General features: G+C 70.6%; 16 protein-coding genes. 6 read left to right on the forward strand and 10 right to left on the reverse strand.

Translation table 11 applies throughout. The features are described 5' to 3' along the window. The first annotated feature begins 1 nt into the window (after position 1). Both QSK37_RS03105 and QSK37_RS03110 read left to right on the forward strand, forming a co-directional pair. A complete protein-coding gene (locus QSK37_RS03105) occupies positions 2–1,039 on the forward strand; it encodes a M4 family metallopeptidase (protein ID WP_285617370.1) in 1,038 nt (345 codons plus the stop codon). A gap of 2 nt (positions 1,040–1,041) precedes the next feature. After that, positions 1,042–1,290, forward strand: a complete 249-nt coding sequence (locus tag QSK37_RS03110; protein WP_285580641.1) for a protealysin inhibitor emfourin — start codon at positions 1,042–1,044, stop codon at positions 1,288–1,290. Between the two features lie 237 nt (positions 1,291–1,527). Here the strand turns inward: QSK37_RS03110 and leuA are convergent, their stop codons facing one another. From leuA to QSK37_RS03130, 4 genes are all read right to left on the reverse strand, one after another. Beyond that, a complete protein-coding gene (leuA, locus tag QSK37_RS03115) occupies positions 1,528–3,204 on the reverse strand; it encodes a 2-isopropylmalate synthase (RefSeq protein ID WP_285617371.1) in 1,677 nt (558 codons plus the stop codon). Between the two features lie 179 nt (positions 3,205–3,383). Further along, complete coding sequence (locus QSK37_RS03120) at positions 3,384–4,595, reverse strand: Cmx/CmrA family chloramphenicol efflux MFS transporter (protein ID WP_285617372.1); 1,212 nt, start codon at positions 4,593–4,595, stop codon at positions 3,384–3,386. Positions 4,596–4,817: 222 nt separating this feature from the next. Then, a complete protein-coding gene (ddaH, locus tag QSK37_RS03125; RefSeq protein WP_285617374.1) occupies positions 4,818–5,576 on the reverse strand; it encodes a dimethylargininase in 759 nt (252 codons plus the stop codon). Positions 5,577–5,615: 39 nt separating this feature from the next. After that, positions 5,616–6,230, reverse strand: coding sequence for a zinc-ribbon domain-containing protein (locus QSK37_RS03130; protein ID WP_285617376.1), 615 nt, complete (start codon positions 6,228–6,230; stop codon positions 5,616–5,618). A gap of 195 nt (positions 6,231–6,425) precedes the next feature. Here QSK37_RS03130 and QSK37_RS03135 point away from each other — a divergent pair, with 195 nt between their 5' ends. Continuing rightward, the gene (locus QSK37_RS03135) at positions 6,426–7,034 is read left to right on the forward strand and encodes a hypothetical protein (protein WP_285617377.1); all 609 of its coding nucleotides are present in this window, start codon (positions 6,426–6,428) and stop codon (positions 7,032–7,034) included. Positions 7,035–7,046: 12 nt separating this feature from the next. Here the strand turns inward: QSK37_RS03135 and era are convergent, their stop codons facing one another. Both era and QSK37_RS03145 read right to left on the reverse strand, forming a co-directional pair. Further along, positions 7,047–7,961 carry a GTPase Era gene (era, locus tag QSK37_RS03140; RefSeq protein WP_285617378.1) on the reverse strand — a complete coding sequence of 305 codons (915 nt, stop codon included), beginning with the start codon at positions 7,959–7,961 and terminating at the stop codon, positions 7,047–7,049. Between the two features lie 50 nt (positions 7,962–8,011). Then, positions 8,012–8,341, reverse strand: coding sequence for a cytidine deaminase (locus QSK37_RS03145; protein WP_285617379.1), 330 nt, complete (start codon positions 8,339–8,341; stop codon positions 8,012–8,014). Between the two features lie 88 nt (positions 8,342–8,429). Here QSK37_RS03145 and QSK37_RS03150 point away from each other — a divergent pair, with 88 nt between their 5' ends. Further along, positions 8,430–9,020 (forward strand): hypothetical protein, encoded by a 591-nt coding sequence (locus QSK37_RS03150; protein ID WP_285617381.1) that lies wholly within the window; start codon positions 8,430–8,432, stop codon positions 9,018–9,020. A 15-nt stretch (positions 9,021–9,035) separates the two neighbouring features. On the opposite strand, the gene QSK37_RS03155 is transcribed toward QSK37_RS03150, so the two are convergent. The 4 genes from QSK37_RS03155 to QSK37_RS03170 form a co-directional block, all read right to left on the reverse strand. After that, positions 9,036–10,352: a hemolysin family protein gene (locus QSK37_RS03155; protein WP_285580654.1), complete on the reverse strand. Its 1,317-nt coding sequence runs from the start codon at positions 10,350–10,352 to the stop codon at positions 9,036–9,038. Next, positions 10,349–10,831 carry an rRNA maturation RNase YbeY gene (gene ybeY, locus QSK37_RS03160; RefSeq protein ID WP_285617383.1) on the reverse strand — a complete coding sequence of 161 codons (483 nt, stop codon included), beginning with the start codon at positions 10,829–10,831 and terminating at the stop codon, positions 10,349–10,351. Before ybeY ends, QSK37_RS03155 begins: the two co-directional genes overlap by 4 nt. A gap of 91 nt (positions 10,832–10,922) precedes the next feature. Continuing rightward, on the reverse strand, positions 10,923–11,972 hold the full coding sequence (locus QSK37_RS03165) for a PhoH family protein (protein WP_285617384.1): 1,050 nt from the start codon (positions 11,970–11,972) through the stop codon (positions 10,923–10,925). Positions 11,973–12,090: 118 nt separating this feature from the next. After that, positions 12,091–12,441, reverse strand: coding sequence for a histidine triad nucleotide-binding protein (locus QSK37_RS03170; protein WP_285580659.1), 351 nt, complete (start codon positions 12,439–12,441; stop codon positions 12,091–12,093). A gap of 344 nt (positions 12,442–12,785) precedes the next feature. Here QSK37_RS03170 and QSK37_RS03175 point away from each other — a divergent pair, with 344 nt between their 5' ends. Together QSK37_RS03175 and QSK37_RS03180 are read left to right on the forward strand one after the other, a co-directional pair. Next, on the forward strand, positions 12,786–13,370 hold the full coding sequence (locus tag QSK37_RS03175; RefSeq protein WP_432705544.1) for a SigE family RNA polymerase sigma factor: 585 nt from the start codon (positions 12,786–12,788) through the stop codon (positions 13,368–13,370). Further along, positions 13,370–14,032: a hypothetical protein gene (locus tag QSK37_RS03180; RefSeq protein ID WP_285617387.1), complete on the forward strand. Its 663-nt coding sequence runs from the start codon at positions 13,370–13,372 to the stop codon at positions 14,030–14,032. The genes QSK37_RS03175 and QSK37_RS03180 overlap by 1 nt, the downstream gene beginning before the upstream one ends. The last annotated feature ends 13 nt before the right edge of the window (positions 14,033–14,045 follow it).

Consider the following 14,045-nt stretch of genomic DNA (forward strand, 5'->3'; position numbering starts at 1 on the left):
CATGAGATGCGCGATCGTCCCACCACACGTCCTCCGCCACGTCGCGGAGCAGCACAGTGACGAGCAGGTCCGCGAGCTCGTCCAGCGGACCCTCTCACTCGACCACACGCAGCGGGGCACGCGTGCCGCCGCGCAGCTGATCGCTGAGGCGCCCAAGGCCACCGCGCCGGCCGCGGCCAACCGCACGATCCACGACGCCGGGCACAAGGAGACCCTGCCCGGCCCGACGGTGCGGTCCGAGGGCGGCGCGGCGACCGGCGATCAGGCGGCCGACCAGATCTACGACTGGCTCGGCGTCACGTACGACTTCTACAACGCCGCGTACGGCCGCAACTCCATCGACGGCGCCGGCCTGCCGCTGGTCGCCTCGGTGCACTACAGCGTCGACTACGACAACGCCTTCTGGGACGGCTCCCAGATGGTGTACGGCGACGGCGACCAGCAGATCTTCGCCACCTTCACCGCGCCGCTCGACGTGACCGGGCACGAGTTGACGCACGGCGTCACGCAGTACTCCGGCGGCCTGGAGTACCAGGGCCAGAGCGGGGCGCTCAACGAGTCGCTGTCCGACGTGTTCGGCTCGCTCGTCAAGCAGTACCACCTCGGGCAGACCGCCGACCAGGCCGACTGGCTCATCGGGCAGGGCATGTTCGCCACCGGGGTGCACGGCACCGCGCTGCGCTCGATGAAGGCGCCCGGCACGGCGTACGACGACCCGAACCTCGGCAAGGACCCGCAGCCCGCCGACATGGCGCACTACGTCGACACCGACAGCGACAACGGCGGGGTGCACATCAACTCCGGCATCCCCAACCGCGCGTTCTACCTGACCGCGACCGCCATCGGCGGACACGCGTGGGAGAAGGCGGGACGGATCTGGTACGACACCATCACCGGCAAAAAGGTGCCCACGACTGCGGACTTCGCGAAGTTCGCCAGCATGACATATGCCACCGCGGGCAAGCTGTTCGGTGTGAAGAGCACCGAGAGCGACGCGGTCCGCGAAGCCTGGTCGACGGTGGGTGTCAAGGTCGCGTGAGAGTGGCCGTCACCCGCAGTGGTGGGTTCGCCGGACTGGTCCGCCGCGCCGAGGTCGATTCGGCGGACCATCCGGCGGTGGCCGGACTCATCGACAGCGTCTCCCTGGACGAGGTCCCGCGACACCGCCCCCAGCCCGACCGGTACGTCTATGACATCCAGATAGGCGACCGTTCCGCCCAGGTCGGCGAGGCCGACCTCCACGGCCCCCTGCGCGAGCTCGTGGACCACGTCATGACCCACGGCAGCTGATCCCCGCCCGCCGCGCCGCCGATCAGGACCAGGCCGCCGTCGCCGCCGACGCCGTGGCGGGGTCGCCCACGAGAAGGACCAGCGGCCCGCCGACGGTGAACACACCGCCGCCTTCGATGCTGATCCCGCGGCGCCCTCGCCGCCCGTCGAAATGTCGCCGGTCACGGCGCGCGAAAGAGAACCGCCGTGGTCCGCCTCCCCGATGGAGGCGGACCACGGCGGCTCGGTCGCTCAGGGTCAGCGCATGGCGCGGTTGACCGCCGACAGGACGGCCTTCAGCGAGGCGGTGACGGTGTTGGCGTCGATGCCGATCCCCCACAGCACCTGGTCGCCGACCTGGCACTCGACGTACGCCGCGGCCCTCGCGTCGCTGCCCTCAGACAGCGCGTGCTCGGCGTAGTCCAGCACCCGGGCCTGGACGCCGATGGTGGCCAGGGCGTTCACGAACGCCGAGATCGGGCCGTTGCCGATGCCCTCGATCTCGCGGATCTCCCCGTCGACGCGGACGTCGACGTTGAGCATGTCCTTCTCGTCGACCCGCGACACCGCGCGGTGTGCGAGGAGCCCGACCTTCGGCCCGTTCGTCAGGAACTCCGCCTCGAAGATCGACCACATCTGCTCGGGCGTGACCTCGCCGCCCTCCCCGTCGGTGTGCTCCTGCACGACCCGGGAGAACTCGATCTGCAGCTTGCGCGGCAGGTCGAGCGAGTGCTCGGTCTTCATGATGTACGCGACGCCGCCCTTGCCGGACTGGCTGTTCACCCGGATCACGGCCTCGTACGAGCGGCCGACGTCCTTCGGGTCGATCGGCAGGTACGGCAGCGCCCAGCGGTATTCGCCGACCGGCACGCCCGCCTGCGCGGCGTCGCGCTCCAGGGCGTCGAAGCCCTTCTTGATCGCGTCCTGGTGCGAGCCCGAGAAGGACGTGTAGACCAGGTCGCCGGCGTACGGGTGACGCTCGTGCACCGGGATCTGGTTGCAGTACTCCACGGTGCGGCGAATGCCGTCGATGTCGGAGAAGTCGATCTCCGGGTCGACGCCCTGGGAGAAGAGGTTCATGCCCAGCGTGACGAGGCAGACGTTGCCGGTGCGCTCGCCGTTGCCGAACAGGCAGCCCTCGACCCGGTCGGCGCCGGCCATCATCGCGAGCTCGGCCGACGCGACGGCGGTGCCGCGGTCGTTGTGCGGGTGCACCGAGAGCGCGACGTGCTCACGCCGGGACAGGTTGCGGCTCATCCACTCGATCTGGTCGGCGTAGACGTTGGGGGTGGAGCGCTCGATCGTCGACGGCAGGTTGAGCACGATCTCGCGGTCGGGCCCCGGCTGCCAGACGTCCATGACCGCCTCGCAGACCTCCAGCGCGAAGTCCAGCTCGGTGTCGATGAAGATCTCCGGGCTGTACTGGTAGCCGAAGTCGCAGTCGCCGAGGTACTGCTCGGCGAACTTCATGACGTGCTGGGTGCCCTCCACCGCCAGGGCCTTGCACTCGGCCCGGTCGATGCCGAACACCACGCGGCGGAACAGCGGCGCGGTCGCGTTGTACAGGTGGACGGTCGCGCGCGGCGCCCCGGCCAGCGACTGGACGGTCCGCTCGATCAGCTCCTCACGGGCCTGGGTGAGGACGGAGATCTGTACGTCGTCGGGTACGCGGCCCTCTTCGATGAGCTGGCGGACGAAGTCGAAGTCGGTCTGGCTGGCCGCCGGGAAACCGACCTCGATCTCCTTGTAGCCCATGCGTACGAGCAGCTCGAACATGGCCAGCTTGCGCGCGGAGCTCATCGGGTCGATCAGCGCCTGGTTGCCGTCGCGCAGGTCGGTGGACAGCCAGCGCGGCGCCTTGGTGATCGTCTTGCTCGGCCAGGTGCGGTCCGGCAGATCGACCGTGGGAAAGGGCGTGTAGCGGCCGAAAGGCATGGGACTGGGCTGTTGACGATGCATTTTGAAGGATGCTCCCGGGAGAAGTGCCTGCGGCCGGCGTTCACGCCGAAGCTCCGCGACGAGGGAGCCGACCTTTTACAGGCCCCCGTCGCGGCCGCTAAGGAGGAGCAGCTCACGCAGCACGCCGACCAAGCTAACAGACGACTCCCGGGTCATCACAATCCGGTCCCATCAGCTGAGACGGATGTGGCCCCGATGGTCGGCTGCGCGTCGCGGTGCGCCAGGGCGCGGCGGAAGGGCAGCGCGAGCAGGAGCACGGCCGCGACCAGGCCGCCGCTGATCCAGACCGGCCCCCGTTCGCCCAGCGAGGTGTTCAGCGTGGCCGCGGCGATCACCGGGCCGACGGTGGCCCCGACGTTGAGCGCGGCGGTGGCGTAGGAGCCCGCCATGGTCGGTGCTCCCGCCGCCTCGTACAGCACCCGCGCGATCAGCGTGCTGCCGAGCCCGAAGGAGAGCGCGCCCTGGGTGAAGGCCAGGACCAGCACGGCCACCGGGTGCGACGCGGTGAGCCCGAGGACGACCCAGCCGCCGAGCAGCAGCGGCCCGCCGGCCACGACGACGGCGGCGGGCCGCCGGTCGGAGAACCGTCCGGCGACCGTGACGCCCGCGAAGGACCCCAGGCCGAACAGCACCAGCACGACGGGGATCCACAGCGGGGCCAGCGCGGCGGCCTCGGTGACGATCGGGGCGAGGAAGGTGAAGGTGCCGAACGTCGCGGCGTTGAGCAGCGCGCCCAGCAGCAGGGCCAGGGCCAGTCGCGGACGCCGTAGCTCGGCGAGTTCCCGGCGCAGGCCCGGCCCGTCCGGCTCGTGCGATCGCTCCGGGCCGGCGGGGACGCCGCGCACGATGCCGATCGCCGCGGGCACGCACAGCAGCGTGACCGCCCAGAACGCGGCGCGCCAGTCGAGCAGCGTCCCCAGCAGGGCGCCGCCGGGGACCCCGGCGACGGTGGCGAGCGTGGTGCCGGCCAGCAGGACGGCCAGGGCCCGGCCCTTGCGGCCGGGCGGGACCAGTTCGGCGCCCGTGGTGAGCGCCACCGCCAGGAACCCGGCGTTGGCGAGCGCCGCGACGACCCGGGTGGCGAGGAGCACCGGGAAGCTGCCGGTGAGGGCGCCGAGGACGTGCGCGGCCAGGAAGAGGCCGAGCAGGCCCAGCAGGCCGGACCGTCGCGGCCACCGGCGCGCGAGTGCGGCCATGAGCGGGGCGCCGACGACCATCCCGATCGCGAACGCCGAGGTGAGCAGGCCGGCCGTGGCGACCGGGACGCCGAGGTCGGCGGCGATGTCCGGCAGCAGGCCGGCGAGCATGAATTCCGACGTGCCCATGGCGAAGACCGCCACGGCCAGCAGATACAGAGCCAGAGGCATGAGGGGACTCCGGGGTGAGGAGAGATCGGGGAAGACGTCTCGTCACCGCGGTCAGCGCCCCGGCCGTACCCGTCCGCCGCCGGCGTGCGGCGGGGCGGGACCGGTCAAGGGGGTTCAGGGGTCAGGGGGCTGACGGGTGACCGAAAGCCCCCACCTTGTCCGCCTCTGGGCTCGACATGGCAGGCACGATACTCAGCCCGGCCACTCGACGCACCGCGTTTTCTAGGGGACCAGGACGCTCAGGCAGGTCACGCAGCCCTCGAGCTTCTCGAACTCGCCGATGTCGACCACCGTCACGTCGTAGCCCTCGGCGGTGAGCTGGTCGGCCGTACGCGGCGCGGAGGCGCCCACCAGCACCTGCTTCTCCCCCAGCACCACGACGTGTGCGCCGGCCGGCTCCTGGGCCACACGGAGGTACGGCAGGGCCGAGGTGTCGACCAGCTCCGGGACGCCGATGAGCGATCCGTCCGGCAGCGCCGTCATCGCGGTCTTCAGGTGCAGGCAGTCGTTCAGCGCCACCGGCACCAGGCGGCGCCCGCGGGTGGCCACCTGCCGGGTCAGCTGGCAGATGGCGTCCTCGTTCGTCCGGGCCGAACGCCCGGCGTACACGGTGTTGCCGACCTGCAGCACATCACCGCCGTCGAGGAAGCCCTCGTCGATCCGGGTGATCTCCAGGCCCAGCTCGGCGACCGTGCCCTCCATCGAGGGGATCTCCTCCACGCGTTCGGGCACCCGGGGCCGGCCGAGCACGGCCAGGTCGTCACAGACGACCACCGTGTCCTCGACGAACACCCCGTCGGGCAGGTCGTCGGCCGGCGGCAGCCAGCGCACCCGCCAGCCCGCGGACTCCAGCGCCGCGACGTACGTCTCGTGCTGGCGCGCGGCGAGCGCCGCGTCGACCGGCCTGCGCTCGATGTGCGTCACGATGCCGTCTCCGAGGCGCGGGCTCGGACGGCGTACCAGCGCGGTCCGCTCACCCATGGCCGCCTCCGCGTACGGCCGGCCACGACGTCGTGGCGCTCACTCGCGCGCCGCCCCCTCGGTCGTGGTGATCACGCCGACGGCGTGCGCGGGCGTCATGCCGAGCCGGCCCGCGACCGTGTGCAGCGCCTGGCGCTCACCCGCGCCGATCGCGCCGTCGGCGAGGGCGATGCGGACGACCTGGGCGAGGAACCATTCGCGCGCCTCGGTGGTGAGCTGGGCGCCCGCCTGGACGATCACCTCGTCGGTGCCGTCCGGCCCCTCCTCCAGGGCGGCGGTCAGCGCCTCGTCGTCGAAGTCGGCCATGCCGTACCCGCGGACCGCCTCGACGGCACGGACCCGCGCGGCCGGGTCGGCCGGGTCCCCCGCCACCAGCACCGCGCCCGCCGCGGCACGCATCGCCATCGGCAGGGCCGCCGCCATCTGCTGCGCGGTGGGCAGCCGCAGCACGTCGAGGTTGAAACGGCTGCGGCAGGTGCCGCACTCGACGACCTCCCCGACGTGGTTCAGCGGGATGACCGGGAGGAAGAAGAGCGTGAACCAGCGGCGGGCGACCCGCTGCCGGTAGTGCCGGTCGCCTCCGCAGTTGGGGCAGTGAAAGTCACCCTGGCCGACGGTCCGGAAGAACACCGAGAGGCCGAAGATCAGCAACACGGAGGGTCTCCTTCTCTTTCCGGTCTGCTTTCCGGCAAGGCGCCCACTGGCATCGATCCTGCCGTATCCGTCCGCCGGGCCGGAACCGTTCGCCGATTCCGCCCTCCCGAAGGATAGGTGGCCGGAACAGGTCCCCGGCCCGCCATGATCCCGAACGGCTGTCCAGGCCCAGGCCGAACTCCTACGCTGCGTCTCATGAACCAGCCGTACGAACCCCCCGGCGGCAGTGATCAGCCGCAGTGGGGAGCCCCGCAGCAAGGCTATCCCCCACCATACGGACCGCCGCCGGGCCCTCCGCAACCGGGCTTCGGGCCGCCTCCCTGGCAGCCCACCACGCCCCGCCGCACGGGCTCGCCGCTCGGCATCGGCATCGCCATCGCGGGCGCGCTCATGGCCATCGGCACGCTGCTGCCGTGGATCTCGGTGAAACTCCAGCTCGGATCGCCGGACGATACTCCACTGAGCCACGCCTTCAGCCGCAGCCTGAACGGCATCAGCTCCACCGAGGGCAAGATCGTCATGCTCTGCGCGCTGGTCGTGATCGTCTTCGGCATCGTGGCGATGGCGAACAACGGCAGGCTCGGGCTGCTCGCCGACGTGCCCGCGGTGATCGCCATCGTGGTGATCCTCAAGGTCTTCGGCGACAAGGCCAACTACGACTCGGAGGCCGGAAAGGGCCTGCCGGCCGTTCTCCGGGCCAACATGGACGTCTCCCTGCTGGCCGGCATCTACATCTCACTGATCATGGCCGTCGCGGTGCTCTGCCTGAGCGGCGTCGCCTTCGCGACGTCCAAGGCGAGATAGCGCCCAGACAGGTCAGTCGAACCCGAGACGGCGCAGCTGCTTGGGATCGCGCTGCCAGTCCTTGGCGACCTTGATCCGCAGGTCGAGGTAGACCTTGGAGCCGAGCAGCGCCTCGATCTGCCGCCGGGCGCGCGTGCCGACGTCCTTCAGCCGCGCGCCCTTCGGGCCGATGACGATCCCCTTCTGGCTGGGCCGCTCGACGTACAGCCAGGCGTGCACGTCGACCAGGTCGTCGCGGCCCTCGCGCGGCGCCATCTCCTCCACGACCACCGCGATCGAGTGCGGCAGCTCGTCGCGTACGCCCTCCAGGGCGGCCTCGCGGATCAGCTCGGCCACCAGCACCTGCTCGGGCTCGTCGGTCAGCTCGCCCTCGGGGTAGAGCGGCATGCCCTCCGGCAGCCGGCTGACCAGCACGTCACCGACGACGTCGAGCTGGAAGCCCGACTCGGCCGAGCACGGCACGACGTCGGCCCACTCCCCCAACCGCGACACCTTGAGCAGCTGCTCGGCGACCTGCTGGCGGCTCGCCAGATCGGTCTTGGTCACCATCGCCACGACCGGCGTGCGCTTCACCTGGGCCAGCTCGGCGGCGATGAACCGGTCGCCCGGACCGACCTGCTCGTTCGCCGGCACGCAGAAGCCGATCACGTCGACCTCGCTCAACGTGGAGCGCACCAGGCTGTCGAGCCGCTCGCCCAGCAGTGTTCGCGGCTTGTGCAGGCCGGGCGTGTCGACGATGACGAGCTGCGCGTCCGGCCGGTGCACGATGCCCCGGATCGTCCGCCGCGTCGTCTGCGGCTTGCTGCTGGTGATCGCCACCTTGCTGCCGACGAGAGCGTTCATGAGCGTGGACTTGCCCACGTTGGGGCGACCGATGAAGCAGGCGAACCCCGACTTGAATCGGGTGCCGGTCTGGGGCGAGGTCACACTGTCGATTGTGGCGTACTCGCGGTCGCCGCCGGACCGCATGGCGCCGGTCAGCCCCTCAGCACGGTGCGTACGGAGCCGTCCGGCGCGGCCACCAGCACCGGCGCCTTGGGCCCGAGGTCACGAACGGCCGCGATGTCGGGCGCCTCGTCCTCGGTGACGACGGCCGCGGCCTCCAGGTCCTCCGCACCGCTGGAGACCGCCATGGCCACGGCGACCTGCAACGCGGTCAGCTTGAGGGACGGCAGGTCGACCGGCCCGGCCGCGTACGTCCGCCCGGTCTCGTCCCGTACGGCGGCGCCCTCGGCCGCACCGGCACGGGCACGCGTCGAACGTGCGAGGGTAATGATCTTCAGGTCTTCGGCATCGAGCTCGCTCACGCCCGCCAGCGTACGTGCCCGCGGACGCGGCGGGATCCGCCGAGGGCGACCGCGAGAATGTTCGTACGGCCACCAGGGAGTAGATCGAATGACGTTCCGGCAGCACATGGAGGACGCCGTCGCGCGCGCCCTCGAGAAGTTCCCGGTGGAGTCGGCGCCGGACATCTACACCGTCACGTTCCGGATCGACAGCGTCGACCAGGACCCCCGGTTCCCGTACGTGGCCATCGGCTACAACACCGAGACCGAGGTCGCCCGGCTGCTGGTGCCGCCGAACCCGCCGGACCCGTGGGAGATCCGCTGGAGCTACGCCTACTTCCCGCCGACCGGGCTGGAGGGCGTCCACATCGCGGGCCACGACCCCGACCGCGACGCTCGCGGCTCCGCGCTCCACCGGGCGGAGGCCGCCGAGCAGGGCCTGTGGTACGAGGAGACCGACGAGCTGTCCGAACAGGAGCGGTCCGAACGCGGCGAACGGCTCGACGCGCTGTTCCACGAGTTGTGCGTCGACCTGGCCCGGCGGCTCCACGCCGAGGGCCTGATCGTCCGGACCCTGGGACGACCGCTGCCGGTGATCCTCTACGACATGTTCGAACCCGACGAGATGTTCGCCCTCACCGAGGCCGCCAACCCGGCCGAACTCATCGCGGACTTCATGACGGGGGCCGTGGACGCCTAGTAGGGCCGCGGGAGGTCAGGCCTCGGCGTTCTCGCGGTCCTCGGCCGGCCGCTCCTCCTCGTCTTCGGGCGGTACGCGCTCGACCAGGATGGTGCCGATCTTGTTGCGGCGGCCGGCGAGGTTCTCCACGGTCAGCCGCAGGCCGGCGACCGTCGCCTGGGAGCCGGCGATCGGGACGCGGCCGAGGGCGTGGGCCAGCAGCCCGCCGACGGTCTCGACCTCGTCCACGTCGATCTCCACGTGGTACAGGTCGGCCAGGTCCTCGACCGGCAGCCGGGAGGTGATCCGCGCCCGCCCGTCGGCCAGCTGCTCGACGGGCGCGCTCTCCTGGTCGTACTCGTCGGTGATCTCGCCGACGATCTCCTCGAGGATGTCCTCGATGGTGACCAGCCCCGCCGTTCCGCCGTACTCGTCGATCACCACGGCGCAGTGCGTCTGCCGGGCCTGCATCTCCCGCAGCAGCTCGTCGATCGGCTTGCTGTCCGGCACGTACGTCGCCGGACGCATGATCGACTCGACCCGCTCCACCGACTCGCCGTCGTGGTATTCGTGGCTGCGGCGCACGATGTCCTTCAGGTACGCGATGCCGACCACGTCGTCCTCGTTCTCCCCCACCACCGGGATGCGGGAGAAACCGCTGCGCAGCGCGAGCGACAGCGCCTGCCGCAGCGTCTTGTCACGCTCGATGAAGACCATGTCGGTGCGCGGCACCATCACCTCGCGGACGAGCGTGTCACCCAGCTCGAACACCGAGTGGATCATCTCTCGCTCGTCCGGCTGGATGAGGCGCCGCTGCTCGGCCAGGTCGACCAGGTCCCGCAGCTCCGCCTCGGAGGTGAACGGGCCCTCGCGGAAGCCCTTGCCGGGCGTCAGGGCGTTGCCGAGCAGGATGAGCAGCTTCGGCAGCGGCCCCAGCACCCGCGCCAGCGGATGGATCACCGCGGCGCCCAGGAGCGCCACCCGGTCGACGTGCTGACGGCCGAGCGTGCGCGGGCTGACCCCGACGGCGATGTAGCTGACCACGATCATCACCGCGGCGGCCGTGGCGTACGCCCGCCAGTTGTGGCCGAGCCAGTGCGTGCACACGACGGTGACGATCACGGTCGCGGCCAGCTCGCAGCTGACGCGCAACAGCAGGATGAGGTTCAGGTAACGCGGGGAGTCCGCGACGACCTGCGCCAGCATGCGGGCGTTGTGGCCGTCTTCGCGAACCAGCTCCTCGACCCGGACCCGCGAGATCCGGGCCAGGGCCGTCTCAGCGCTGGCGAACAGGCCCGCCACCGTCACCAGGGCGGCGGCGAGGATCACCAGCCAGATCATCGGCGTCGTCATGAGGGGGCCTGCGCGCGAGCTTCACGCCAGGAGGCGAGAAGCTCCGCTTGCAGGCCGAACATCTCCTTGTGTTCCTCGGGCTCGGCATGGTCGTAGCCGAGCAGGTGGAGGATGCCGTGCGTGCACAGCAGGTGCAGCTCCGCCTCCGTGCCGTGGCCCGCCTTGCGACCCTGCTGAGCCGCGATCACCGGGCAGAGCACGACGTCACCGAGCAGCGCCGGATCGGCCGGCGCGTCCTCGGTGCCGCCGGACACGTGACCCGGGCGCAGCTCGTCCATCGGAAAGGCCAGCACGTCGGTCGGACCGGGCTCGCCCATCCACTTCTCGTGCAGCTCGGTCATCGCCGCCTCGTCCACGAGGACGATGGACAACTCGGCGAGCGGGTGGACGTCCATACGGTCGAGCACATGCGTCGCCAGCGCCGACAACGTCGTCTCGTCGACGCCCTCACCAGACTCGTTGAGTACTTCGATGCTCACTGCTCGCTCACCCTCCTCACTCGCTCCGCGGCCCGCCTCGTACCTCGACGACCCACTCCGCTCGCTCGGTCGGGTTCACTCGTGCTCACTGTCATCGCCCCCGCTTGCGTGGGCCGCGGCCGTCCTGGGCGCCCTCACGGGGCCGGCTCCGCATGTCGTGGCGGTTGTACGCGTCGACGATCTGGCCCACCAGCTTGTGGCGGACCACGTCCTTACTCGTCAGGGTACGGAAGCTGATGTCGTCGATGCCGTCCAGGATCGCCTGCACGACCCGGAGCCCGCTGTCCTGCCCCGACGGCAGGTCGACCTGGGTGACGTCACCGGTCACCACGACCTTGGACCCGAACCCGAGCCGGGTCAGGAACATCTTCATCTGCTCCGGCGAGGTGTTCTGCGCCTCGTCGAGAATGATGAAGGAGTCATTAAGGGTCCTACCGCGCATATAGGCCAAAGGGGCCACTTCGATGGTGCCGGCGGCCATGAGGCGGGGGATCGAGTCCGGGTCGATCATGTCGTGCAGGGCGTCGTACAGCGGGCGCAGGTACGGGTCGATCTTCTCGTACAGCGTGCCGGGCAGGAAGCCCAGGCGCTCGCCCGCCTCGACGGCCGGGCGGGTCAGGATGATCCGGTTGACCTCCTTGGCCTGGAGGGCCTTCACGGCCTTGGCCATCGCGAGGTAGGTCTTGCCCGTGCCCGCCGGGCCGATCGCGAACACGATCGTGTGCTTGTCGATCGCGTCGACGTAGTGCTTCTGGTTGAGCGTCTTCGGCCGGATCGTGCGCCCGCGCGCGGAGAGGATGTCGAGGGTGAGCACCTCGGCGGGGCGTTCGTCGGTCTCGGCGCGGAGCATCGCCACGCTGCGTTCGATCGCGTCGGGAGTGATCGGCGTGCCGGTTTTCAGCAGGTCGAGCAGCTCTTCGAAGAGCTTGGCGACGAGCTCGGTCTCCTCGGCGGGGCCGGTGATCGTGATTTCGTTGCCCCGTACGTGGACGTCGCTGGCGAACGTCTTCTCGACGACGTCGAGAAGCTCGTCGCGCGAGCCCAGCAGGGCGACCATCGAGAGGTCGTCCGGAATCACGATCTTGACTTGCGTGCGCGCGCTGTCCGGTGTGGCTTCAGCGGTGTGAGTTGAATCGGCCATAGGCCCGGCCTTGCGGCCTTTTCGTCCCTGCCTTCCGATTGCGTTCGGTCCCCGGCTGCGTCGTTCTCATGGTACCGGCACGGGGCCAACCATTTTCGGGTCGCTCACCAGCGGGAAGTCACCCGGGCGGCCAGTTGAGGCCGCGTCCGCCGAGCACGTGGGCGTGCACGTGGAAGACGGTCTGGCCCGCTCCAGGGCCGGTGTTGAAGACCACGCGGTAGCCGGACTCGGCGACGCCCTCGGCCACCGCGACCTCGTGCGTCTCGCGTACGACGTCGGCGAGCAGGCCGGCGTCGGAGGAGGCGAGCTCGGCCGCGGTCGGGTGGTGCTCCTTGGGCACCACCAGCACGTGCGTGGGCGCCTGCGGGTTGATGTCGCGGAATGCCAGGGTGCGGTCGGTGTCCCGGACCACGGTCGCCGGCACGTCACCGGACACGATCTTGCAGAACAAGCAGTCCTGTTCTGTCACGTAACCCTCCTCACGCCCCACGGGTCTGCGCATGTTATCGCGGTCCACGGACAGGATCGCGTCGCCGGAGCCGCGCCCGGGCGACCCTCGCCGGGCGCCCGCCAGCCCGTACCGGACTCGTCTACGAATCGTTACGAGTACGGAGCGTCGCTATGGCCAAGAACCGCCTTCCTCTGGTTAGGGTTGCTGTCGCGAACCCCCGGCGCGCACGGGCCTCCAGCCCCACCAGATCGCCTTGATCCGTGCCCTCGGGCCGCGTTCGCGGGAACTTGCGGATCCGGTGTGTCATCCAACCAAGAAGGCACATGCCGGCACTGATGGGCGGGATAAAGGCGAGACGAGGTATGCCTCTTCGTAAACCTCACAGTGAGGGTGCGCGTCAAACTGATGTGACCGAAACCCTCGTAGCCAGGAGCACGGCGGGAGCCGTGGCGGTCGCCTGGGACGCTGACCAGGCGGTCACCGCTCTCTACAGTGCCCACTACCGCTCGCTGGTGCGCCTCGCGACACTGCTCGTACGCGACGTCGCGACGGCGGAAGAGGTGGTTCAGGACGCGTTCGTGGCCATGCACGGCGCATGGCGGCGGTTGCGCGAGCCCGACAAGGCTCTGTCGTATCTGCGGCAGTCCGTGGTCAACCGGTCACGGTCAGTGTTGCGGCACCGTGCCGTCGTGGAGAAGTACGCTCCCAAGGGGCTTCCCGACGCGCCGAGCGCGGAGAACGGGGCGATCGTGGAGCTCGAGCGCTCCGCGGTCGTGAAAGCACTCGGCGCGCTGCCGAATCGGCAGCGCGAAGCACTGGTGCTCCGTTACTACGGAGATCTGTCCGAGGCGGAGATCGCCCAGACCATGGGCATCAGCCGGGGGGCCGTCAAGAGCCACACCGCGCGCGGTATGGCCGCGCTACGCAGCGTCCTGGAGCAGCAGTAATGACCCAACCCTTCGACGACGAGCACGGCGACCGTCTTCGCCGTGCCCTGCACGCGGAAGCGGAAGCGGTCACGCCCTCTGCGGAGGGGCTGGAGCGCATTCGCGCCAAGATCAACCAGCGGCACGAGCGGCGTTTCGTCGTCTTCTCGTTCGCCTCTCCCTGGTTGCGCCCGCTGGCGGCCGTCGCCGCCGCCGTCGCCGTGTGCGTCGTCGCACTATCCGTCACACCCGGTCTGGCCAACTTCGTCCAGACCGGCCACTTCAGCCCGGATTCCGGCAACGACAAGGGGAACTCCGCGGCCACCGGCGGCCACTCGCAGGGGCAGGAGCCTCCCGGAGGTCTCCCGACCCCTTATCCGAGCTCCTCTCCCAGCCCGTCGTCGATCCACCCGTCCAACTCCGGCAAGCACGTGGTCAACGGCACGTGCCCGCCCGGCGAGACCACGGTCACGCCCACGGCCACGCCGACGGCCGGCGGCTCCGCCGGCACGGGCCCGTCCACGCGCGTCACGTGCCAGGCGCCCCCCGGCGGCGGCGACACGACGCCGCCGAGCACGGGCGGCACGACCCCGCCGGCGGAGTCGTCCCCGCCGAGCGCCCCGTCGAGCGACCAGCCGACGTCGGACTCGGCGCCCACGACGGCCCCGAACCAGTCGCCCTGACGCACCGGCGGTC

Origin of the sequence: Actinoallomurus iriomotensis (genome assembly GCF_030269445.1) — a bacterium.
In the GTDB taxonomy this organism is placed as follows: domain Bacteria; phylum Actinomycetota; class Actinomycetes; order Streptosporangiales; family Streptosporangiaceae; genus Actinoallomurus; species Actinoallomurus iriomotensis.

Excerpts from the sequence above, each read along its gene's own strand:
- leuA (WP_285617371.1), bottom strand. The coding sequence starts at position 3,204 with ATGCCTTTCGGCCGCTACACGCCCTTTCCCACGGTCGATCTGCCGGAC.
- QSK37_RS03155 (WP_285580654.1), bottom strand. The coding sequence starts at position 10,352 with ATGACGACGCCGATGATCTGGCTGGTGATCCTCGCCGCCGCCCTGGTG.
- QSK37_RS03165 (WP_285617384.1), bottom strand. The coding sequence starts at position 11,972 with ATGGCCGATTCAACTCACACCGCTGAAGCCACACCGGACAGCGCGCGC.
- QSK37_RS03105 (WP_285617370.1), top strand. The coding sequence starts at position 2 with ATGAGATGCGCGATCGTCCCACCACACGTCCTCCGCCACGTCGCGGAG.
- QSK37_RS03150 (WP_285617381.1), top strand. The coding sequence starts at position 8,430 with ATGACGTTCCGGCAGCACATGGAGGACGCCGTCGCGCGCGCCCTCGAG.
- QSK37_RS03175 (WP_432705544.1), top strand. The coding sequence starts at position 12,786 with ATGCCTCTTCGTAAACCTCACAGTGAGGGTGCGCGTCAAACTGATGTG.
- QSK37_RS03135 (WP_285617377.1), top strand. The coding sequence starts at position 6,426 with ATGAACCAGCCGTACGAACCCCCCGGCGGCAGTGATCAGCCGCAGTGG.
- QSK37_RS03180 (WP_285617387.1), top strand. The coding sequence starts at position 13,370 with ATGACCCAACCCTTCGACGACGAGCACGGCGACCGTCTTCGCCGTGCC.
- ddaH (WP_285617374.1), bottom strand. The coding sequence starts at position 5,576 with ATGGGTGAGCGGACCGCGCTGGTACGCCGTCCGAGCCCGCGCCTCGGA.
- QSK37_RS03120 (WP_285617372.1), bottom strand. The coding sequence starts at position 4,595 with ATGCCTCTGGCTCTGTATCTGCTGGCCGTGGCGGTCTTCGCCATGGGC.